The organism is Shouchella shacheensis (genome assembly GCF_001484965.1).
Taxonomy (GTDB): domain Bacteria; phylum Bacillota; class Bacilli; order Bacillales; family Bacillaceae_D; genus Shouchella; species Shouchella shacheensis.
In genome coordinates this window covers 391,248-413,188 of the sequence record NZ_KQ947393.1, presented here as the reverse complement: position 1 = coordinate 413,188, position 21,941 = coordinate 391,248, and the positions used below count along the sequence as shown (strand labels likewise).

General features: G+C 48.0%; 19 protein-coding genes. 15 read left to right on the top strand and 4 right to left on the bottom strand.

What is annotated here, in order from left to right; genetic code table 11:
- Positions 1 to 106 precede the first annotated feature (106 nt).
- From AVZ68_RS01910 to AVZ68_RS01850, 13 genes are all read left to right on the top strand, one after another.
- Complete coding sequence (locus AVZ68_RS01910; protein WP_059102839.1) at positions 107 to 1,513, top strand: SpoVR family protein; 1,407 nt, start codon at positions 107 to 109, stop codon at positions 1,511 to 1,513.
- A 311-nt stretch (positions 1,514 to 1,824) separates the two neighbouring features.
- Positions 1,825 to 3,573 carry an ABC transporter ATP-binding protein gene (locus AVZ68_RS01905; RefSeq protein WP_059102838.1) on the top strand — a complete coding sequence of 583 codons (1,749 nt, stop codon included), beginning with the start codon at positions 1,825 to 1,827 and terminating at the stop codon, positions 3,571 to 3,573.
- 12 nt (positions 3,574 to 3,585) lie between these two features.
- Complete coding sequence (locus tag AVZ68_RS01900; RefSeq protein WP_059102837.1) at positions 3,586 to 5,391, top strand: ABC transporter ATP-binding protein; 1,806 nt, start codon at positions 3,586 to 3,588, stop codon at positions 5,389 to 5,391.
- A gap of 152 nt (positions 5,392 to 5,543) precedes the next feature.
- Positions 5,544 to 6,743, top strand: a complete 1,200-nt coding sequence (locus AVZ68_RS01895) for an aminotransferase-like domain-containing protein (RefSeq protein ID WP_059102836.1) — start codon at positions 5,544 to 5,546, stop codon at positions 6,741 to 6,743.
- Positions 6,744 to 7,119: 376 nt separating this feature from the next.
- A complete protein-coding gene (locus AVZ68_RS01890) occupies positions 7,120 to 8,271 on the top strand; it encodes an acyl-CoA dehydrogenase (protein ID WP_059102835.1) in 1,152 nt (383 codons plus the stop codon).
- Positions 8,272 to 8,286: 15 nt separating this feature from the next.
- Positions 8,287 to 9,933 (top strand): AMP-binding protein, encoded by a 1,647-nt coding sequence (locus AVZ68_RS01885; protein ID WP_059102834.1) that lies wholly within the window; start codon positions 8,287 to 8,289, stop codon positions 9,931 to 9,933.
- A 10-nt stretch (positions 9,934 to 9,943) separates the two neighbouring features.
- Entirely contained in the window at positions 9,944 to 11,302 is a 1,359-nt protein-coding gene (locus AVZ68_RS01880) for an acetyl-CoA carboxylase biotin carboxylase subunit (RefSeq protein ID WP_059102833.1), read from the top strand.
- A complete protein-coding gene (locus AVZ68_RS01875; RefSeq protein WP_059102832.1) occupies positions 11,299 to 11,511 on the top strand; it encodes an acetyl-CoA carboxylase biotin carboxyl carrier protein subunit in 213 nt (70 codons plus the stop codon). Before AVZ68_RS01880 ends, AVZ68_RS01875 begins: the two co-directional genes overlap by 4 nt.
- Positions 11,512 to 11,527: 16 nt before the next feature.
- Positions 11,528 to 12,421, top strand: a complete 894-nt coding sequence (locus AVZ68_RS01870) for a hydroxymethylglutaryl-CoA lyase (RefSeq protein ID WP_059102831.1) — start codon at positions 11,528 to 11,530, stop codon at positions 12,419 to 12,421.
- Positions 12,418 to 13,200: an enoyl-CoA hydratase-related protein gene (locus AVZ68_RS01865; protein WP_059102830.1), complete on the top strand. Its 783-nt coding sequence runs from the start codon at positions 12,418 to 12,420 to the stop codon at positions 13,198 to 13,200. The genes AVZ68_RS01870 and AVZ68_RS01865 overlap by 4 nt, the downstream gene beginning before the upstream one ends.
- 11 nt (positions 13,201 to 13,211) lie before the next feature.
- Positions 13,212 to 14,741, top strand: a complete 1,530-nt coding sequence (locus AVZ68_RS01860) for an acyl-CoA carboxylase subunit beta (RefSeq protein WP_059102829.1) — start codon at positions 13,212 to 13,214, stop codon at positions 14,739 to 14,741.
- Between the two features lie 17 nt (positions 14,742 to 14,758).
- On the top strand, positions 14,759 to 16,693 hold the full coding sequence (locus tag AVZ68_RS01855; RefSeq protein ID WP_059102828.1) for an AMP-binding protein: 1,935 nt from the start codon (positions 14,759 to 14,761) through the stop codon (positions 16,691 to 16,693).
- A 181-nt stretch (positions 16,694 to 16,874) separates the two neighbouring features.
- Positions 16,875 to 17,075: an alpha/beta-type small acid-soluble spore protein gene (locus tag AVZ68_RS01850; protein ID WP_059102827.1), complete on the top strand. Its 201-nt coding sequence runs from the start codon at positions 16,875 to 16,877 to the stop codon at positions 17,073 to 17,075.
- Positions 17,076 to 17,536: 461 nt separating this feature from the next.
- Here the strand turns inward: AVZ68_RS01850 and AVZ68_RS01845 are convergent, their stop codons facing one another.
- The 4 genes from AVZ68_RS01845 to AVZ68_RS01835 all read right to left on the bottom strand — a co-directional run bounded on the left by AVZ68_RS01845 (position 17,537) and on the right by AVZ68_RS01835 (position 20,147).
- Positions 17,537 to 18,634 (bottom strand): ABC transporter ATP-binding protein, encoded by a 1,098-nt coding sequence (locus tag AVZ68_RS01845; protein WP_059102826.1) that lies wholly within the window; start codon positions 18,632 to 18,634, stop codon positions 17,537 to 17,539.
- A 99-nt stretch (positions 18,635 to 18,733) separates the two neighbouring features.
- Entirely contained in the window at positions 18,734 to 19,627 is an 894-nt protein-coding gene (locus AVZ68_RS01840; RefSeq protein ID WP_059102825.1) for a helix-turn-helix domain-containing protein, read from the bottom strand.
- Between the two features lie 77 nt (positions 19,628 to 19,704).
- A complete protein-coding gene (locus AVZ68_RS20445) occupies positions 19,705 to 19,875 on the bottom strand; it encodes a hypothetical protein (protein ID WP_180316655.1) in 171 nt (56 codons plus the stop codon).
- Positions 19,876 to 19,922: 47 nt separating this feature from the next.
- Positions 19,923 to 20,147, bottom strand: a complete 225-nt coding sequence (locus tag AVZ68_RS01835; protein WP_059102824.1) for a DUF5342 family protein — start codon at positions 20,145 to 20,147, stop codon at positions 19,923 to 19,925.
- A gap of 188 nt (positions 20,148 to 20,335) precedes the next feature.
- Here AVZ68_RS01835 and AVZ68_RS01830 point away from each other — a divergent pair, with 188 nt between their 5' ends.
- Positions 20,336 to 21,475: a DUF445 family protein gene (locus AVZ68_RS01830; RefSeq protein ID WP_059102823.1), complete on the top strand. Its 1,140-nt coding sequence runs from the start codon at positions 20,336 to 20,338 to the stop codon at positions 21,473 to 21,475.
- Positions 21,476 to 21,557: 82 nt separating this feature from the next.
- On the top strand, positions 21,558 to 21,917 hold the full coding sequence (locus AVZ68_RS01825) for a YlbF/YmcA family competence regulator (protein ID WP_059102822.1): 360 nt from the start codon (positions 21,558 to 21,560) through the stop codon (positions 21,915 to 21,917).
- Positions 21,918 to 21,941: the final 24 nt, after the last annotated feature.

Sequence of the window (21,941 nt, the reverse complement as noted above, 5' to 3'; positions counted from 1 at the left end):
CGAGAGTGTTTGCTCGGCAGCTGCAAATGAAAAGAAGTTTAACTCATGCCTTAGCCGTCTTTCTCATAAGGATAATAAACGCACGCAGTCAAAGGAGGAGAGCGTTTTGACGTCAGATCAACAGGAATTGGAGAAGGCGATTGCAGAGATAACAGAAATCGCAACGGGCTTTGGCCTGGATTTTTTTGAAATGCGCTATGAAATTTGTCCGGCAGATATTATTTATACATTTGGGGCGTACGGCATGCCGACACGCTATAGCCACTGGTCGTTTGGGAAGCAGTACCACAAAATGAAGCTCCAATATGACCTTGGTCTAAGCAAGATTTATGAACTTGTAGTGAACTCAGACCCTTGCTACGCCTTTTTGCTCGACAGCAACTCGCTCATTCAAAATAAACTCATTGTCGCTCATGTGCTTGCTCACTGTGATTTCTTTAAGAACAACATCCGTTTTTCCAATACGAGACGGGACATGGTGGAGAGCATGAGCGCAACAGCGGAGCGAATTGCTCACTACGAGCATGTTCATGGAAAAAGCGAAGTGGAAAGCTTCCTCGATGCAGTTCTCGCCATTCAAGAGCATATTGATCCGAGCATCGTTCGTCCGAAGCTCTCCTGGTCTATGGACGAGGAAGTAAAAGTAGAGCAAAAACAGGCCGGGGAATATGACGATCTGTGGTCTCTGGACGGCGAGAAGAAAGAAGAGGCACCGGTGAAACGGAAAAAACATTTTCCTCCTCAGCCTGAGAAGGATCTGTTGCTTTTTATCGAAGAATACAGCCGGGAGCTTGAGCCATGGCAACGAGACGTGTTAACCATGATGCGGGAAGAAATGCAATACTTTTGGCCGCAGCTTGAGACGAAGATTATGAACGAAGGCTGGGCCTCTTATTGGCACGGACGTATTTTACGGGAGATGGACCTAACGAGCGAGGAAATGATTGAATACGCCAAGCTCAATGCAGGAGTCGTTCAACCATCGAAAACATCCATCAATCCTTACTATCTCGGTATCAAAATTTTTGAAGACATCGAGGAGCGCTATAACAACCCAACTGAAGAAATGCGACGCATGCAAGGAGTGAAGTCTGGGAGCGGACGAGAGAAAATGTTTGAAGTGCGGGAGATTGAGTCGGATACATCGTTTCTCCGCAACTATTTAACCAAGGAATTGGTTAGTCGAGAGGACATGTATCTGTTTCAGAAACAAGGTTCCGATTACAAAATTGTAGGCAAAGAGTGGGAGGGAGTACGCGACCAACTTACACAATCCCGAGTGAACGGGGGATTCCCGTACTTGGTTGTCACAAATGGAGATTATTTAAAGAACGGAGAGCTTTACATCAAGCACGAATTTGAAGGAACGGAGCTAGACGTGACTTATCTTGAGAAGGTACTGCCCTATATCTATCAGCTCTGGGGACGGACCGTGCATCTTGAAACGACGGTCAATGAGAAGGAGATTACCTTTATGTATGATGGAAACAAGATGCATCGCAAGTATTTGTAGCAGTGGCCAAAAGGCGCTGCTTTTTTGTTTAGCTCCGGCGGGTAAAAGCGTCGAGGTTTTTCGCCCCGATAACGAAATCCAAAACCGGAAATTCTTCTATCGGACCTTCAAAATTCTCGCTCCTGAGCAACCCGCCTGCGTTTTTCGGATTTCTGTATTTGCCTCAGTGGCAAAAAACCACTCTTAAAAAGAACGAAAATTGTGCAGCAAACTTATTGACGAGAAACTCGATTCAGAGTAAGATAAATTTTGTGACTTAAATATGTTTCGGATGGCTAAGGAGTACATAAAACATTTAAGGTGGTGAACAAATGGATACCTTTAAAAGGCTGGCAATGTTCTATTTGCCGTATAAACGATATTTCTTTTGGTCGCTTTTCGCCCTCCTTTTTGTGACAGGGATTACGGTTCTCTACCCTGTGATCCTGCAATATGCGATTGATGAGGGCGTTGTGGCCGAGAATTATGGAATCATCCCTCCACTAGCACTCGCACTATTGGGAATTATGGCCATTAAGGGGGTGGCTACGTACGTCCAGCAATATTATGGAGACTTGTTTGGCGTTCGCTCTGTTTACCGGCTAAGGAAAACGCTTTATGAAAAACTACAGTTTCTTCCTTTCCGCTACTATGATAACGCCAAGACCGGTGACTTAATGTCGCGTCTTACGGCTGATGTGGAGGCCTTTCGTTTCTTTCTCTCCTTCGGTTTTGCTCAGCTATTAAACTTCATTCTTCTCGTCGGTTTTGCCATGACCGTGATGTTATTCTACTCCGTTCCTCTTACATTTGCGACGATGGCGATGCTGCCGTTTTTAGCGGTCGCTGTCTATAAGTTTGATTCTCGGGTTCATCCGAATTTTCGCCGTGTACGTGTATCGCTTGCGAGTTTGAATACAAAAGTTCAGGAAAACGTTAGTGGAATGCACACGGTGAAAGCTCTCTCTCAAGAAAACACAGAAAAAAACCGTTTTCAAGACCAGAATGAAGATTATAGGACAAAGAATCTGCAAATCTCAAACATCTGGGGAACCTACTTTCCGTTGATGGAGTTTTTAGGCAACACATCTGCGGTTGTTCTTCTTGCCTATGGCGGATATTTGGCCATACAAGGAGCGCTTACAGTAGGAGAGCTATTCGCCTTTTTTAGTCTCGTGTGGTTTATTATCGGTCCTATTATGAACCTTGGTTTTATTATCAATATGTTCAGCCAATCCAAGGCTTCTGGAGAGCGATTACTGGAAGTGTTGGATGAAGAGGAACGAGCGAATGGACCGGAACTTAATCGAGAAGTGAGGAAATTGGAGGGGGAAGTGGTCTTTAAGAACGTTCACTTGCGCTATGGGAGTAAAGCGAAGGAAGCGCTCACGGATCTTAACTTCTCTGCTTCAAAAGGCTCCACGATCGGGCTTGTAGGGGCGACTGGATCCGGGAAATCAAGCATTATTCAACTGATGATGCGCTTCTATGAGAAGTCGGAAGGAGAGATTCTAATAGACGGGGAACCCATTGAGAAATACGACGTTAAAGAGCTCCGACCAAACATTGGATTAATCCTCCAGCAAACCTTTCTCTTCTCCTCTACCATTCGGGATAACTTAGCATACGGGAATCCAGATGCAAGCATGGATGACATTGTCGCAGCGGCCAAGCAAGCGGATGCGCATGAGTTCATTATGGAGCTTCCCGAAGGGTATGAAACGGTCTTAGGGGAGCGTGGGCTTGGGCTATCCGGCGGGCAGAAGCAGCGGATTGCGATTGCTCGGGCCATGATTATGAATCCGAGTATTTTGATTTTAGATGACGCCACAAGCGCCGTTGACATGCAAACAGAGACGAAGATTCAAAAAGCGATGAGAGAAGTGATGCAGGGACGGACGACGTTCATTATTGCTCACCGTATATCGTCAGTAAAGCACTGTGATGAAATTCTTGTGCTCGAAGACGGAAGAATCGCTCAGCGTGGCAAACATAACGTTTTGCTTGAGAGACAAGGGCAGTACAAACGAATCTATGATATCCAAAACAAAGATCAGCAGTATGTACTGCAAGAAGTGTAAGGAAGTGAGTCAATGGAACAACCAACAAAAAACACGAGGTTTCACTATCCCGTTGAACAAATCATAGAAAAACCGTTTAATTGGAAGCAGATGACGCGCCTGTTTTCCTTTCTAGCGCCCTATGCGAAATCGATGCTTCCAAAAACGATCGTGATGATGTTGATTTCAACGGGTGTACGACTGGTGGTGCCGATTTTTATCGGCATCTATGCGATTGATCAGGGTCTTGCTAATGGAGATGTTTCTCTAATGTTCACGTATGCCGCCATTGTGCTTGCGCTTTATTTAGTGGCCTATGTGGCAAATATCTTTCGTATCCGCTGGATGAACCAGGTGGGTCAATTTGTTATTTATGATATCCGCAAAAAACTATTTGATCATATTCAGCATCTTTCCCACCGGTTTTTCGATCAGCGCTCCGCAGGTTCAATCCTAGTGCGCGTCATTAATGATGTCAACTCATTACAAGATCTCTTTACAAACGGTGTTGTAAACTTGTTAATGGATGTCGTTATGATTGCAGGGATTGTTGTCATTCTTTTTACGATTAACCCTGAGCTTGCTTTATTGGTGGTCATTGTGCTGCCGATTATGTTCTTGATTTCCGTTGGCTTGAGAAGAAGAATTCGACGAGCGTGGCAGACGGTGAGGATTCGCCAGTCAAGGCTTAACTCTCATTTGAATGAGAGCATCCAAGGCATTCGCGTGACTCAAGCGTACGCACAGGAGCATGAGAACATGGAGTTCTTTGAGGATGTGAATAGTCAGAACTACGAAAGCTGGCGCCATGCTACTCGAATGAATGCGTTGTTTCGTCCCTTTGTGGAGATGGCGAGTGCCATCGGTGGGGCAATTCTAATCTTGTTCGGGGCCTACTTTATTCTATCCGAAGGAAGTTCGCTCACACTCGGACAATTTGTCACCTTTGCCTTTTTCTTAGGGATGTTCTGGGAGCCTATTTCAAGGCTCGGTCAAGTCTACAACCAGCTTCTTGTTGGGATGGCTTCATCGGAGAGAATCTTTGAGTTTTTAGATGAGAAACCGAATGTTGAAGACAAGAAGGATGCCAGGCCTCTTGAGAATGTTCAAGGAGAGCTCGTCTTTGAAGATGTTGAATTTGCCTATAACGAGTCGCGAAAAGCGCTGAATGGCATTAATCTCACCTTTGAAGCAGGGAAGACGATTGCCCTTGTTGGACACACGGGATCCGGAAAATCAACAATTGTTAACTTAATGAGCCGCTTTTACGACCCGACAAGCGGGCGGCTTTTGCTTGATGGTGTGGACTTGCGTGATATTCGTCTTGCCGACTTGCGTAAGAATGTCAGCTACGTCTTGCAAGATACGTTTATTTTTGCCGGAACAATCATGGATAATATTCGCTTCGGAAACCCGGAAGCGACGGATGAACAGATTATAGAAGCGTCTAAGGCCATTGGTGCGCACTCTTTTATTGAAAAGCTCGAAAATGGCTACCAAACAGAAGTTGAAGAGCAAGGAAATGTGCTTTCCGTTGGTGAAAGGCAGCTTCTTTCCTTTGCAAGAGCGCTCCTAGCTGATCCGCGGATTTTAATTCTTGATGAAGCTACAGCAAGCATTGATACGGAGACAGAGTTAAAAATTCAGGAGGGCTTAAAAACACTTCTTGCCGGTCGTACGGCCATTATGATCGCCCATAGACTCTCAACGATACGCGATTCAGATAACATTATCGTGCTTGACCACGGCCATGTGATGGAACAAGGAACGCATGGGGAGCTAATGAGTGAAAAAGGGATCTACTACGGACTTGTGAAATCTCAGTTTTCAGCGTTGTAGGGAAAGGAAGGAAGGTCGGCTTCAGAGGAGCCGGCCTTTTGCTTATTTCTCGGGAAATAGATTGACTTTTCACACCACTGCTTTAGAATGGAAGTGTCCTGAAATTTTTGCGATTTGCTTATAGGCAGATCAAAACAACCGAGGTGGAAAAAATGAAATATGCATTTGCCAAGCGCGTCCGTCACTTACAGTCTTCTGCTGTTCGAGACATTTTAAAGGTCGTCAATCAAGGAGACGTCATTTCATTTGCAGGAGGATTGCCAGATGATGAACTTTTTCCTGTCGAGGCAATTGAGGAGGCGTTCACGAGAGTCTTTGCTAAGGGAAAAAAGGCGATGCAGTACGGCGAAACGGAAGGATACCGGCCGCTCCGAGAAATGATTTTGGAAAGGATGGCAAGGAAGCAGATAACGGACTACACGGCCGATCATGTGCTGTTAACCACAGGGTCTCAGCAGGCCATTGATTTATTTTCCCGCGTGATGATTAGTCCAGGAGATGTCATTTTAACGGAGGAACCTACGTATCTTGCGGCCCTTCAAGTATTTCAATCGTATGAAGCAACGATCGTGCCAGTGCGCTGTGACACCGACGGAATGGTGGTGGAAGATTTAGTTGCGAAGTTAAAAGCCTTTAGGCCAAAAGTGATTTATGTTGTACCAACCTTCTCAAACCCGGCGGGGCGTGTCTGGTCACTTGAGCGTCGAAAAGAGCTTGTTCGCTTGGTTCATAAGCATAAGGTGCTCCTATTTGAAGACGATCCGTATGGCGACATTCAGTTTACAGATGAAGGCTATACGCCGATAGCAGCCCTTGATGACGGTTCGCATGTCGTTTACACAAGCACATTTTCAAAAACGGCGGTTCCCGCCCTGCGAACAGGGTGGATTGTCGGCCCTCATCAAGTGATACGAATGATGTCCCAGGCCAAGCAGGCGAATGACTTGCATTCCAATTCCCTTGCTCAGCAGGCGCTCTATGAGCTTTGTCTTCATTTTGATTTGGATGCGCATATTCAGAAGATTAGCAGCCTTTATGGTCACCGAAAAAAAGTGATGGTGGACTGTTTGCACGAGGCCGAGCTTGATGACGTTCACTTTGTGGATCCAAAAGGGGGAATGTTTCTATGGGTGGAACTTGCCCCCAATCTTGATACGCAAGCGTTACTTTCAGAAGCGGTCGCACGTGGGGTTGCCTATGTGCCCGGGGCTCCGTTCTATGCAGGATCGCCACAGTATAATACGTTAAGGCTGAATTATACACATTCTACCGACGAAAAAATAGTCGAGGGCATGAAGTTGTTGACAGGGCTGTTTTCGGATAGTGGGGAGGCGACGATAACCGAAAGGTGAGGGAAGAATGTGTACACATTCTTCCCTCGTTTTTCGAGTTGCGCAGTGGTAGGGAGACCGAACATTTTCCGCACAGAATGTTGTCACTAACCGCTAAAAACAAGAATAAATACAGCAAAAACGAATACAAATAGCACAGTATGTAGCTTGTTGATCTTGGAATTTCATGCGTCGACAGCCAAAAAAGCGAGGCTATGGGAGTCGTATAAATGATTTGACATCCAAATAAGGGTAGGGTACGATCTTGTTAACGCTTTCAATAAGGCGCTTTTGTTTTCTCTGCTACTGAGCGCTCGTTCAGTTAATCCGAAGGAGTAGAATGGCGTGAGCTGGTGCATGGCTGGAAGCTGTAGATGATAAAAAAGGGGATAGGGCGATGAACTTTGAGTTAACGAAGGATCAACAGATGATTCGTGACATGGTTAGACAGTTTGCTCGTAATGAGATCGCACCGCGCGCGATCGAACTTGATCGAGAGGCCACATTTGCAAACGATCTTTTTAAGAAAATGGGAGAGCTTGGGCTGCTGGGAATCCCTTTTCCTGAAGAATATGGCGGCTCGGGCGGTGATACGGTTTCCTACGCGCTCGCGGTTGAAGAGATCGGCTACGCCTGTGGTGGGACCGGACTTAGCTATGCAGCAGCCGTGTCTCTTGGTGCAAGCCCGATCTATTATTACGGCACGGAACAACAAAAACGGGAACATCTGACACCGCTCGCAAAAGGGGAATCCCTTGGGGCTTTCGGCCTCACGGAACCAAACGCTGGATCCGATGCAGGTGGAACACAGACAAAAGCGGTGCTAGAGGGCGATGAGTATGTGATTAATGGGGAAAAATGCTGGATTACAAATGCCGGTTATGCGCGGACGGTGATTGTGACGGCTGTGACAGGAAAGCGTTCCGATGGACGAAGCATCATCTCTGCTTTTATTGTGCCAACGGAGTCCCCTGGTTTTACGATCAACTGCAATTACGAAAAAATGGGCGTGCGTGCGTCGAATACGTGTGAGCTGGTATTAGAGGACGTGCGCGTGCCAAAAGAAAATATCCTCGGCAACCCCGAGCAAGGGTTTAGCCAATTTCTGTACACGTTAGACGGGGGACGAATTTCCATTGGGGCGCTGGCTGTTGGCATCGCTCAAGCTGCTTTTGATCGTGCGCGTGCCTATTCAAAGGAACGAAAGCAGTTTGGAAAACCAATCGGCTCGTTTCAGGCGTTACAGTTTAAGCTGGCAGATATGGCTATGGAAATTGAGCTTGCACGCACGATGGTACATAAAGCGGCCTCACTTAAAGACAACGAAAAACCATTCTCAAGAGAAGCGGCATACGCTAAGCTATTTGCTTCGGAGACGGCTACGCGCGTGTGTAACGAAGCGCTGCAAATTCACGGAGGCTATGGCTATATGCGCGAATATGAGGTAGAGCGTATGTTGCGCGATGCGAAACTTCTTGAAATCGGCGAAGGAACGTCGGAAATTCAACGCCTGGTTATTGCACGACAGCTCGGTTTGCCACAAAACTAAAGGAGGGTTTTTGTGATGACAGGAACTCTTGAAGTCACTGTAGGAGAGTTGCTTACACAGCGAGCAAACGACGTGAGCCATGTCGATGCTGTTGTTTATCCAGATCGTGGGTTGCGCCTAAGTTACAAAGCGTTTGATCAACAATGCAAAACCCTTGCAAAAGCGTTCATTAGGCTTGGTATCCGACACGGGGAGCACGTAGCCATCTGGGCAACGAACAAGCCAGAGTGGATTACGACCCAGTTCGCAACCGCTAAGGCGGGGGCTGTTCTTGTTACGGTGAGTACAAATTATCAGGCGAGCGAGCTTGAATATTTACTGAAGCAGTCGGATTCAACGACCCTTCTTCTTATGGATACGTACAAAGGAACGTCGTATATCGACACTCTGTACAGTATCGTTCCAGAGCTAAAGGATGCCGAGCCTGGCGCTTTGCAGTCTGAAAAGCTCCCGTACTTAAAGAATATCATTTATTTGGGAGAAGAGAAGCATCCAGGCATGTGGAATTGGAAAGACCTCGTAGCATTAGGTGAGGAGACGTCGGATGACATCCTTGAGAAACGAGAGAAACTGCTCTCACCGACCGATGTGATTAATATGCAGTACACATCTGGAACGACTGGATTTCCAAAAGGAGTCATGCTTACACATCACAATATTGTTAACAATGGTGCTCAGATCGCATCGTGCATGAATTTAACTGACAAGGATCGTTTGTGCATCCCAGTTCCGTTTTTTCACTGCTTTGGATGCGTTTTAGGCATTCTAGCGTGCGTGTCTAAAGGGGCTTCGATGGTTATGGTGGAAGAATTTGAAGCGGAAAAAGTGTTACAAGCGATTGAGAGTGAGAAGTGCACAGCGGTACACGGGGTACCAACGATGTTCATTCAGGAGCTCAATCATCCGCGCTTTGCCTCTTATGATCTTTCGACGCTTCGAACAGGCATCATGGCGGGGTCGACATGTCCCGTCGAGGTGATGAAGGGTGTCGTCGAGCGAATGGGGGCACGTGAGCTGACGATTGCTTATGGACAGACGGAGTCTTCTCCGGTCATTACACAGACTCGTACGGATGATGCGATCGAGCTTCGCGTGAACAGTGTTGGGCGCGCGCTGCCGGGCGTCGAAGTCAAGATTGTTGAGCCCGGGACCATGAATGAGCTTGCGCCAGGAAGTCAAGGCGAGCTTTGTACGCGTGGCTATCATGTTATGCGTGGCTATTACAAGAACGATGAAGCCACGCTTGCGGCAATCACAGAAGACGGCTGGCTGAAAACAGGAGATCTCGCAGTAATGGATGAAAATGGCTACCTGCAGATTACTGGGCGGCTGAAAGACATGATCATCCGCGGTGGGGAGAACATCTACCCACGAGAAATTGAAGAGTTTCTTTATCAACACCCAAGCGTTTTGGATGTGCAGGTGATTGGCGTTCCGGATGAAGTGTACGGAGAGGAAGTGTGCGCCTGGATGATTTTAAAAGAAGGCATCATTGTGCACGAAGAAGATATTCGCACGTTTTGCCAGGGGGAAATTGCCCATCACAAAATTCCACGCTACTTCCGTTTTGTAGACGAATATCCGATGACGGCCTCTGGGAAAATTCAAAAATTTAAAATGAGAGAGCAGTCAGAAAAATGGTCAACTCAGCAAAATAAGTAGGGGGCTAGCGATGATTAAGAAACTGTTAATTGCTAACAGAGGAGAAATTGCTTGTCGTATTATACGCACATGCAGGCGAATGGGAATTCAGACCATTGCTGTTTACTCAGAAGCCGATGAAAGGGCGCGTCATGTCCAAGATGCTGACGAGGCGTATCTACTTGGAGGCGCTCGCGTAAACGAAAGCTACTTAAATGTAGATAAATTGCTGGAAATTGCAAAAAACGCAGGGGCAGACGCGGTTCATCCTGGATATGGACTACTGTCGGAAAACGCCGTCTTTGCAAAACGTTGCGAGGATGAAGGGCTGCCATTTGTCGGCCCGGACGCGCGTGCAATACAGGCAATGGGCGATAAAGTGAAGGCGCGAGCCACTATGGAACGAGCAGGGGTGCCAGTAATTCCAGGGAGTAGTGGATGTGCAAACGAAGAGGAGGCTGTACAGGAAGCAAGTCGAATTGGCTACCCGGTTATGCTGAAGGCGGCTGCTGGTGGTGGTGGCATCGGTATTGATGTCGTACGAAACGAAGAGGAATGCCGCAAAGCATTTGTAAGCAACGCCAAGAAAGCGAACATGTTTTTTGGCGACAGCGAGATATTTGTCGAAAAGTATCTGGAAAACCCAAGGCATATTGAAATCCAGGTCCTTGCCGATGGAGAGCGAACGCTAGCCTTCGGGGAGAGGGACTGCTCCGTTCAGCGTCGTCATCAGAAAGTGATTGAGGAAGCACCGTCTCCGTATCTCACAGAGACGAGACGGGAGGAAATGTGTCAAATGGCGATTCAGGCGGCGGAAGCGATCAGCTATGTCAATGCTGGGACTGTCGAGTGCCTCGTAGACGAGGATGGCTCGTTTTACTTTCTGGAGATGAACACACGCTTGCAAGTGGAACATCCAGTGACAGAAGAAATTTTTGGCATCGACCTTGTGGAATGGCAACTGCGAATCACTTCTGGCGAAAAGCTGGCCATGAAGCAGGAAGACCTTTCGTTCAGCGGGCACGCGATTGAAGCGCGTCTCTACGCGGAGGACCCGGTTCGGTTTTTTCCATCTCCGGGAACGATCACAGCCTTTGAGAAGCCGGAAGCGGATTATATTCGTCACGAATGCCCGCTTGAGGTCGGAACCGTGATTACGCCGTTTTACGACCCGATGATTGCCAAAATCATTGTAAGCGGTAAGAGTCGGCAGCAGGCGGTAGAGCGAATGCAGAAGGCGCTTGCTTCGTACCGCGTGGAAGGGATAAAAACCAATTTGCCTCTGCTGTTGGCTGTGTGCAAACACAAGGCATTTCTAGAGGGAGAGGCGACGACTCGCTTTATTGAAACGTACAAAAATGAACTGATAACAGGGGAGAAAATCAAATGAATGAAGTACGGACAACAATGGCAGGGAATGTGTGGAAGCTGACGGTTGCGGTTGGCGATGAAATTCAGGCTGGTCAAGAAGTGGCCATTCTAGAGTCGATGAAGATGGAGATTCCAATCGAGGCAGAGACAGCAGGCAAGGTCAAACGGATAGTGAAGCCCGAGGGAGAGTTTGTGGATGAAGGGGACGTGCTTTTAGAACTTGAGTAGCAAATGAGGTGAAAAGGTGAGAATTCGTGAAGTTGGCCCGCGTGATGGTTTGCAAAATGAAAGCGTTCAGCTGAGTGTGGAGGAAAAATTAGCTTGGATTCATCAGCTTGAAGAGGCGGGTCTTTCCTATATTGAAGTGAGCTCTTTTGTGCACCCGAAATGGATTCCGCAACTTGCAGATGCGGATGAGGTGTTTAAAAAACTTTCCCGCAAGCCGGGTATCATCTATGCTGCGCTCGTTCCAAATGAGCGAGGGCTGGAGCGTGCGCTTGCCGCTCAAGTAGATGAAGTTTCCATCTTCCTCTCGGCTAGCGAGGCTCATAACCAGAAAAACCTTAACCATTCCATTTCAGAGACCATTGCTTCACAGGAGCGCGTCATTCAAAAAGCAACAGAGGCGGGAAAGTCAGTGCGTGCCTATATTTCCACAGCGTTTTTCTGCCCATATGCAGGAAAAACACCCATTACGGATGTGCTCAAGCTTATTGAACGATTTGCGAAGGCGGGTGTTCGGGAGATCTCCATAGGCGACACTGTAGGGCAGGCAACACCGAACCATGTGGAGGAATTGTTTAAGCGGGCGCTTGCCGAAGTTCCTGCGCGCTTGCTTGCCTTTCATCCGCATGACACGAGAGGCACAGCGCTTGCCAACGCCTATGCTGCCTATATGTGTGGCATCACGGCGTTTGATGGGGCGACGGGCGGTTTGGGTGGCTGTCCTTATGCACCAGGGGCGGCTGGGAATGTAGCGACCGAGGATTTAGTCTATCTATTTGAAGGGATGAACGTAGCGACGGGCATCAACCAGGAAAAGCTAGCTCAAGCAGCCACTTATATTGAAGCAAAAGTGAAGAGAGCGTTGCCAAGTCATACGCTGCGAACAATGCCAGGGGAGGAAGTGAGAGGATGAGCGAAGAACCGATTTTAGTGGAAGAAAGAAATGGGTGTACCTTTATTCGCTTAAACCGTCCAAGTGCTGCAAACGCTCTTTCAAAGGAGGCATTGTTAGGCTTAAGAAAGAGCTGTGAACGCATTAGAGAGGATGTCACCACACGGGTCGTCGTTCTTACGTCAGCAGGAAATAAGACGTTTTCAGCTGGGGCGGATTTAAAGGAGCGACGGGAGATGTCGCAAGAAGAAGCTCGTGAGGCGGTCACACTGATCGGCGAAGTGATGGAAGAAGTTGCGTCTCTTCCTCAACCAGTGATTGCCGCGGTGAACGGCAGTGCCTTTGGTGGCGGGCTCGAACTGGCGCTTGCAGCGGATATTCGTGTTTTTGCGAAGGAAGGCAAATACGGGTTAACGGAAACGAGTCTAGCCATTATTCCTGGGGCAGGAGGGACGCAGCGACTTCCACGACTGATCGGCATTGGAAAAGCAAAAGAACTGATTTATAGTGCCCGGCGTATAAGCGGTGAAGAGGCGTTTGAATGTGGGTTGTGTGAGCAGCTTGTTCCTCTTGAAGGTGTAGAAGAGGCGGCGCGGGTTCTTGCCACGCGAATTGCGAAAAACGGACCAGTGGCCCTGCGGGCAGCGAAGAGTGCGATGGATGAAGGCTTTAATGAAACGTTAACCGAGGGGCTCGCAATTGAATCGAGGGCGTATGCAAGGACGCTTGCAACGAAGGACCGTCTAGAAGGTCTACAAGCATTCAAAGAGAAAAGACAGCCAAAGTATAGCGGAGAGTAGGAGGACGCGAGATGACACTAGAAACCCATCTTAAGGAAAAAGAGAAACAGATTCATTCCGGCGGGAAACCGAAATACCATGAACAAAATGCGTCTAAAGGCAAACTGTTTGTCCGTGAGCGTTTGGAACAGCTATTTGATGCAGGCATTGAGCTGGAAGACGGTCTGTTCGCCAACAGTGAAGCGGAAGGGCTGCCTGCGGATGGTGTTGTATGCGGAATGGGCAAGATTCATGGCCAAACAGTTTGTGTGATGGCCAATGACTCCACAGTGAAGGCGGGCTCGTGGGGAGCACGCACCGTTGAAAAGATTATTCGCATTCAGGAAACGGCGGAAAAGCTCAATGTCCCCCTTTTGTATCTCGTCGACTCAGCCGGAGCACGCATTACCGATCAAGTTGAAATGTTTCCTGGCCGCAGAGGGGCTGGCAGAATTTTTTATAATCAGGTCAAGCTCTCAGGGCGTGTTCCACAAATCTGCTTGTTGTTCGGCCCGTCAGCTGCCGGTGGCGCCTATATCCCAGCGTTTTGCGATGTGGTTATTATGGTGGATGGCAATGCTTCAATGTACCTCGGTTCGCCGCGAATGGCGCAAATGGTTATCGGGGAGAACGTCAGCCTTGAGGAGATGGGCGGAGCGGCGATGCATTGCTCGGTATCAGGCTGCGGCGACATTTTAGCGAAGGATGAAGAAGAAGCCATCACGGCGGCAAGAACTTATCTCTCCTATATGCCAGCAAGCTATTTACAGGCTCCAAAGGCGGAGGAAAGCCGGGCGCCCCTTGTACAGGAAAAGACGATTGAAGACTTGATTCCAGCAAATCAGAATGCGCCTTTTAATATGTATGATCTACTTGAAGCGCTTGTAGATAAGGATTCGTTTTTCGAAATCAAGAAGAAGTTTGCGCCTGAGCTGATTACAGGATTTGCCCGTCTTGATGGACGCGTGATCGGCATTGTCGCCAATCAGCCAAAGGCCAAAGGGGGCGTATTGTTCCATGATTCTGCTGACAAAGCGGCTCGTTTTATCACGCTCTGCGATGCGTATCATATTCCGCTCCTTTTTCTTGCGGATATTCCAGGCTTCATGATTGGAACGAAAGTGGAGCGAGCCGGCATCATCCGTCACGGCGCGAAAATGATTTCGGCAATGGCGGAAGCGACGGTGCCTAAGATTTCTGTGATTGTACGGAAGGCGTACGGCGCAGGACTGTATGCCATGGCTGGACCGGCATTTGAACCTGACTGCTGCCTGGCGCTCCCACAAGCGCAAATCGCGGTGATGGGGCCGGAAGCGGCAGTAAATGCCGTTTATGCAAACAAGATCGCCGAGCTTCCTGAAGAAGAGCGGCAGGCATTTATTGAAGAGAAACGAAAAGAATACAAAGAAAACATTGATGTTTACCGACTGGCTTCAGAGCTTGTCATTGACGGTGTTGTCAACGGTAATGATTTGCGCGAAGAGCTTACGTCACGGTTTACACTCTACGCTTCTAAGGAAATGACGTTTTCTCATCGCAAACATCCTGTCTATCCAGTATAGGGAAAGGAAGTGTCGCAATGAGCCGACGGCAATGGATACCATCAAAAGAGCAGATTGAAAGAACACGTCTTTACAAGTGGATGCAGACGCTAGGCTTTGATGAGTACGACACGTTTCATCAAGCGTCGATTAAGGATATCGCTTGGTTCTGGGCAGAGGCAGAGAAAGCGCTGGACATTCAGTGGAGGCGTCCTTATCGTGAAGCGCTGTCCCTTGAAAACGGCGTGGCGTTTCCGACATGGTTTGTGGACGGGGAATTGAATATTGTTGAGAGTGCCGTTGAAAAATGGGCAAGTGACGATGCGACAAAGCATATGAAAGCGATCAGCTGGGAAGGCGAGAACGGTGAAACTCGGTGCTTCACTTTTTTTGAGCTACGCGAAGAAGTGAACCGCGTAGCGGGAGGACTTCAGCGGCAGTTATCGCTCAAGAAAGGGGACGTCCTTGCTTTGTATTTGCCGATGCTGCCGGAAACGGTCATTGTCATGTTGGCCTGTGCGAAGCTTGGTGTGATCATCACCCCGATTTTTTCTGGATATGGCCCTGAAGCGATTGCTTCTAGGCTCAACGCCTCAAATGCTCGTGTGCTTGTAACCGCAGATGGGTTTTATCGGAGGGGAAAGAGAATTCCGATGAAAACACAAGCTGATGAGGCGCTCCATCTCTCCCCAAGCGTTGAACACTGCGTAGTCGTACGTCGAACAAAGGTTAACGAAAGCTGGAACCCTCGCGATCTCGATTATGAGCGTTTGCGCGAGTCGAGCTCAAGGCCGGAGACCGTTTCCATGTCCTCAAGCGATGAGCTAATGCTTCTTTACACATCAGGGACGACGGGAAAACCAAAGGCAGTTGTCCACACACACAGCGGTTTTCCTTTAAAAGCAGCTTTTGATGCAGGCCTGTGTATGGATGTGGGCACAGGAGATTCGCTTTTTTGGTATACCGATATGGGCTGGATGATGGGACCGTTTCTTGTGTACGGCGGACTTATAAATGGGGCGACGACCGTGTTATTTGAGGGCACTCCCGATTATCCGTCGCCAAAACGCCTGTGGGAAGTGGCAGAGCTACATAACGCCACTCATCTCGGTGTTTCGCCAACGCTGGTGCGCTCTCTGATGCAGCACGGAGACGCCGCGATTCCAGAGAGGAAACTTAAGGCTCTTCGAGTTTTCGCCTCCACAGGAGAGCCGTGGAACGATGAACCGTGGCAATGGTTATTTAACGAGGTCGGACGGCAAGAGATCCCGATTTTTAATTATACGGGCGGGACGGAAATCGGCGGCGGGATTCTTGGAAATCTACTTATAAAGCCGATTGGGACTTCCACCTTTAACGGTGCGCTTCCGGGGATGGCGGCAGATGTCTATAGTGAAGACGCGGAGAAGAAACGTGGCGAGGTAGGAGAGCTTGTGATCACAAAGCCATGGGTAGGTATGACTGCTGGGTTTTGGAAGGAGCGAGAGCGCTATCTCAATACGTATTGGCGTCGAATCAAAGAGGTCTGGGTCCACGGTGACTGGGCGATTGTAAACGAAGGCCTTTGGCAAATTACCGGTCGCTCAGACGATGTGTTAAACATTGCCGGAAAGCGTATTGGACCAGCGGAGCTTGAAACATTGCTTGTTGATGATGAAAGGGTTTCAGAGGCAGCGGTCGTAGGTGTGCCCGATGCCATTAAAGGAGAGGCGGCGGTTGCCTTTGTAGTCACCAGCAAGGAAACTAACGCGGACGATCAGCTTCTTTTGGAGTTACAGGAGCACGTTGGGCGAAAGGTAGGCAAAGCTCTTCGTCCTGCGGAGATGTTTTTTGTAGATGAGCTGCCGAAGACGAGAAACGCCAAGGTGATCAGGCGGGCGATACGAGCGGCCTATTTAGGGGAGGACTGTGGCGATTTATCAGCCCTAGAAAACCCTCAAAGCTTAAAGCAGTTTCAGCGACGAAAAGCATAGGAAGAAGCCAGAATTTCGCATTCTGGCTTTTTTCTAGCTCCGGTGTAAAAGCTATGGTCAACCTGCCTGCAATTTTTGAATGTGTATAGTTCCAGCATTTGGACAATGAAAAATTGATTTTGCTTGTCATAAGTGGACAGCTTCCGAGACATTCTATAGGTAGACAGGGAGGTGAAACAACATGGCAAACAACAACAACTCAAACCAACTTGTTGTACCTGGCGTACAGCAAGCACTAGACCAAATGAAATATGAGATCGCTTCTGAATTTGGAGTGAATCTTGGCGCTGACTCTACGTCCCGTTCAAACGGTTCTGTAGGTGGAGAAATCACGAAGCGTCTTGTTCAAATGGCTGAACAACAAATGGGTGGCCAACAATAATTGCATATTATGGCTCAAAAAGAGGCGACATTGCGTCGCCTCTTTACTTTGTCTAAACCCTCGCTTCTGCGCCTGCGCTTTTCGGTATTGTCTAGCTCCGGCGACCACTCGCTCGAGGTTTCTTCACGCCGCCAGATCAAGCCAAAACCGGGCTTGATACTGCCGTCGCTCCAGAACTTGTCGCTCGTGAGCAGGACGCCTGCGCTTTTCATGTCTAGCTCCGGCGGGTAAAAGCTCGAGATTTTTCAGGCCTGGCCCGAAATCCAAACCCGGGATTTCTAGTCCAGGCCTTCCAAAATTCTCGCTTTTGACCAACCCGCCTGTGCTTTTCGATATTGTCTAGCTGCGGCGGGTAGGAGCTTCGAGATTTTTCGCCCAGATAACGAAATCCAAGACCGGGATTTCTTTTATCGGGTCTCCAAAATTCTCGCTCCTGACCAACCCCCCTACGCTTTTCGATATTAACGGATGCGCTGTTCGTTTTCTGGATTAAAGAAATGCGCTTTGTTCAGGTTAAGCGCTACTTCGATGGTATCTCCGCTTTTAACATCTGTTCGAGAATCGACCCGTGCAATAAATTCCTGATTGTCGAGAGCGGAATAAAGAACCGTTTCAGCGCCGGTAAGCTCGGCAACATCAATGGTTGCTTCCACTTTCGTCGTAGGAGAGGATTCAATAAAGAGCGGCTCATCATGAATGTCTTCCGGTCGAATGCCAAGAATGAGCTCTTTGTCAGCAAAGCCTTGTTCACGGAGCGCAGAAAGCTTTCCTCCTGGCACTTCGACGCGAACATCGTTCATAACAAAGTCACTGCCATCCAAGCGCCCAGATAAGAAGTTCATCGAAGGAGATCCAATAAATCCACCAACAAAAACGTTTTCTGGGTTGTCGTAGACATCCTTTGGAGTGCCAATTTGTTGAATAAAGCCATCTTTCATAATAACAATTCTTGTAGCCATCGTCATTGCTTCAGTTTGGTCATGCGTAACGTAAATCGTTGTTGTTTGCAAACGCTTATGGAGCTTGGTAATTTCTGCGCGCATTTGTACACGTAACTTCGCATCAAGGTTCGAAAGCGGCTCGTCCATGAGGAACACTTGCGGGTCACGGACAATCGCGCGTCCGAGAGCGACACGCTGGCGCTGACCACCGGACATGGCTTTTGGCTTACGGTCAAGCATTTCCTCAAGGCCGAGGATTTTCGCTGCGTTGTCTACACGTGCTTTGATTTCATCCTTTTTAAACTTACGTAATTTTAAGCCAAAGGCCATGTTGTCATAGACGTTCATATGTGGATAAAGTGCATAGTTTTGGAAAACCATTGCGATGTCACGGTCTTTTGGCGCTACATCATTCATTCGCTTGTCGCCAATGATGAGGTCTCCATCGGAAATTTCCTCAAGCCCTGCGATCATACGAAGCGTCGTCGATTTCCCACACCCGGACGGGCCTACGAAGACGATGAATTCTTTGTCCTCAATATTTAAATTAAAATCTGAAACCGCGGTCACGTTTCCGTCATAAACTTTAGCTACATTGTTCAGTTCAATGGATGCCATGCTTACGCCCCCTAGTCACTTTGTTACTTGCATTGTAACCCTTTTCATTCCAGAGATTCTATAGGACGAGTGCACAAAAAACGGGGAGTTTTCCGTGCACTATGACAACGCTTTTTTCGGTTGTGTGAGCAAGAGCATCAAATAAGTGATGACTGCGTTTGGAAAATGTTTGAGATCCAGTTCTGTTTTTGCTGTGAACTTGTCGATCCGGTATTGCATGCTGTTGCGGTGCATATGCTGGGCTTTTGCGGCCTGAGTGACATTCATGTTGTTTTGGAAATAGATCTGTATGCTGCGCATGAGCTCGTGGTCACTGATAATCTCTTTCGGGAAAAACAGCGAACGGAGGCGCTCCATTTCTGCCTGTGGAAGAAGCGAGAGTAAGAAAAAAGTGGCAGCCTCGAGTTCATGAAAGACGGTTTGGTTTGAGTAGCTTTTAAGGGCAGTGAAAAAGATTTCTTTTTCCCAGCTATAGATCGTCTGCGCGTTGTCTAAGGAGATTGTGCGCCCCTTTAAAAAGTGAATGTCCACATAAAAATCCGTTATAATGGCTTCTGCTACCTCATGAAGATCGGGATATTCCTCGGTCAGCGAGGTCTCGTAGATAATAACGCCATTTGTGGCCGTTTGCCAGACGATATGGACCTGTTCGTGGAAAAAGCTTAGCAGTGCCTCACGGAACGACTCATAATCATCGAGACGGACTTCCATCTGAAAGTGAATAAAGGAGACGTTGCCCTCACTAAAAGGAGATCCCTCTCCGTGAAGCAAGCACTGTTTCCAAGCGTGTTCCCTCTCAGTTTGCGGAGGTGGGACAGCTTGACATTCCGTAAGCAGCAATTTTAAAAGAGTGACTTCATTATCTGTTAGCTTGGCGCTATCAAAGCCAATGACTTCTTTGGAATCCGTTTCAAGCCAAAGAGCCCTCTCGTTTGAAGAAGGGTTGCTTTCTAAGAGGGCGTGACTGAACTGAGTTTCTAGTTTTTTGAGCATGGTCATCAATCCTTTCTCACTCATTTCGTGGTTGGCAGAAAGAAATCAAGCTGCCCGAGGTGGACAGCCTGATTTCTTTACGAATGATGGGGAGGGTCCTCTTTCTCGAGCGGTCTTGCTGTCTCAATTTTTCCGCCCTCATGCGGGTGGACAGTGCCGCCATTTAGACCTTCATCGATCATACGCTCGACATCCATGAAATAGTCGTCTCGCCCTTCGGTATGCTGTTCTTTTTGTTCTTTCCTCACTTTAACCCCTCCTGCTCTTAGTATGAGTACAGGAGCAAGCGGTTATCCTATGGGCGATGCTCTGATTCGTAGACATGATACAGCATGAGGTCATGAATGCTTGCTTGTAGCACCTTTTGTTTCTCCGACTCGTGAGGCGCCTCTTCCCAGACGATATCGCCGTTATAATGGTACGTGCCCGAGACGTATTGACCCTCGTAGTAACATGTGAATGCCCAGCGCTGTTTGCGTCCATGCACTGTCAAGGGTTTATATTGAAAATGAGCAATCACGAACAAACGCCTCCTGATTCTTAGTATGTAAGGGTTTGCTTTCAGTTTACCATACTTGTTCCCATTTTTCTTGAGCGGATGAATCCGTTATAATAAAGGCATCATTACATTGTCCTAATGTATGCAAAAGGAGGCAGCCTACTGCAGATCGACTAGGACCAAGGCGCAGACAGCCAGTAGGCAATTAGGTGCAAGGATTAGCATTGATACTTTTTATGGCGGTAGTCGGAGCAGTGGTGGGGGCAGTGACAAATGCTCTTGCGATACGAATGCTGTTTCGCCCGTACCGTGCCCTTTATATTGGTAGCTGGCATCTCCCCTTCACCCCGGGATTGTTGCCGAAAAGACAGAAAGAAATCGCGGTCCAGCTTGGGAACATCGTTGCCAAGCACTTACTCACCGCAGAAGGGTTAGCTAAAAAGCTTGGCAGCGATCTTTTTAGGAGGGAAATGAATAGCTGGCTTCAAACTCGAGTACGGGACTGGTTGAAAAGCGAGCGAACCTTGCAGTCGTATCTTGGCTCAAACGTTCAAGAGGTAAGCGCACGTAGACAGCTCATCGGGAAAACGAAAGCAGTGATGAAACGAGAAGTGGAAGGTTTTCTTCAAGAGAACCGCAATCAACCGCTCAAAAACGTTCTTCCACGTCAGTTTCAGGAAAATGTCGAAGCCTCCCTTTCGCTTGCCACAGAAAAGCTTTTGCAAAAGGGGCGTGACTATGTTGCGAGTCGCGAAGGGTCCCAACGTATAGGAAAGACTGTGGAGCATTTTCTATCCAAAAAGGGGCGGCTTGGCAGCATGGTCTCGATGTTTTTCTCCAAGGATAAACTTGTGGAGCTGTTGCAGCCAGAACTTTTGAAACTTCTCGATCAAGAAAACACAAGGCAAACGGTAGAATCGCTACTCAACCAAGAGTGGGAAAAATTACTTGAGCGCGAGTTGGGCTCGTTTGATACGGTGCTTGATATTGACCTTTTGGTTGATCGTTTGACCGCTTTGCTGGATGAGCGTGTAACGATGCTGAACTGGATTGATGCACCGCTCCACACATGGACTGGACCTTACGAAGCGAGGATTGTTCAGGAATGGGTCCCTACGTTTGCTGCTACGGCGGGAGAGTATATCCAAAAGCATGTAGCGGCTTTTCTAGAAAAACTGAAACTTGAAGATGTGATCAAAGAGCAGGTCGAATCCTTTTCAATGCAGCATTTGGAGGAGCTGATTATGGCGATTACCAAACGTGAGTTGAAAATGATTACGTTTCTAGGTGGCGTTATTGGAGGACTTGTTGGTCTTATTCAAGCTTTAGTCGTATTGAGTTTCTACTAAGATCCATCCCTTATCGGGTGACCAGGAGTACCCGTACGTGTTATAGTCGGTTGGACAACGCAAAGAGAGGAATGATAAGGTCATGTCGAATACGTACGATAAAGCCTATGAATTGAAGAGCGCGTTAGCGGAGAGCCCTGAGTTTAAGGCGCTGAATGATTTGCATCAGGAAATAGAGGCGGATGACATTGCGAAGAAAATGCTTGAGAACTTCCGCAAGCTTCAGCTTGAGCTACAGCAAAAGCAGATGCAAGGAGAGCAGATTTCAGAGGAGGAAGCGCAGCAAGCCCAGCAGCAGTTCGAGCTTGTGCAGCAGCATGAACTAATCTCCAAGCTAATGGAAGCTGAGCAGCAACTAAGTGTGATTATCACGGATCTCAACAAAATTATTACAGAACCGCTTGAACAAATTTACGGCGATCCTTCCACCGAAGAGCAGTAATGAGCCAAACACCGACCAGCAAAG